Source organism: Arthrobacter sp. 05T442 (assembly GCF_056395945.1).
In genome coordinates, this window is record NZ_JBFTKM010000056.1 from 1 (window position 1) to 619 (window position 619).

The window sequence follows — 619 nt, forward strand, 5'->3', positions numbered from 1 at the left end:
TCCCCGTCGCCCGGGCCGTCGCCGTGCACGCCGCCCTCACCCGCCACGCCGACACCCTCCGCACCGCCGGGGACCCCCGCACCCGCGCCCAGATCATGGCCGACGCCCTGGTCGAACGCACCACCGGCACCCCCGGAGGCATCACCGGACTCGAGATTCAGCTCGTCATCACCGACCGCACCCTCTTCCAGTCCGACACCGAACCCGCCCGCCTCCCCGGCTACGGCACAGTCCCCGCCGCCTGGGCCCGGACCTTGATCAAAAACACCGGCCGCGAAGACACCCGAAGCGGAAAAACCGGCTCAGCAGACACCACGGCCGCCGGCCCGGATCCCGCCCTCACCACCTGGCTCCGCCGGCTCTACACCGCACCCTCCACCGGGGAGCTGATCGCGATGGACTCCCGCGCCCGCCGCTTCCCCGACGGGCTCCGCCGCTTCATCACCGCCCGCGACGACACCTGCCGCACCCCCTACTGCGACGCCCCCATCCGCCACCTGGACCACATCATCCCCTGGCACAACAACGGCCCCACCACCCACACCAACGGCCAAGGACTCTGCGAAGCCTGCAACCACACCAAGGAAACCCCCGGCTGGAGCAACAGAACGGCAACCAA

1 protein-coding gene is annotated in these 619 nt (G+C 71.1%); it reads left to right on the forward strand.

Annotation, left to right across the window (positions count from 1 at the left end; all coding sequences use genetic code 11):
- Positions 1-619: HNH endonuclease (locus tag AC1DES_RS19155; protein WP_476897279.1), on the forward strand; the 619-nt coding region annotated here is incomplete at both ends.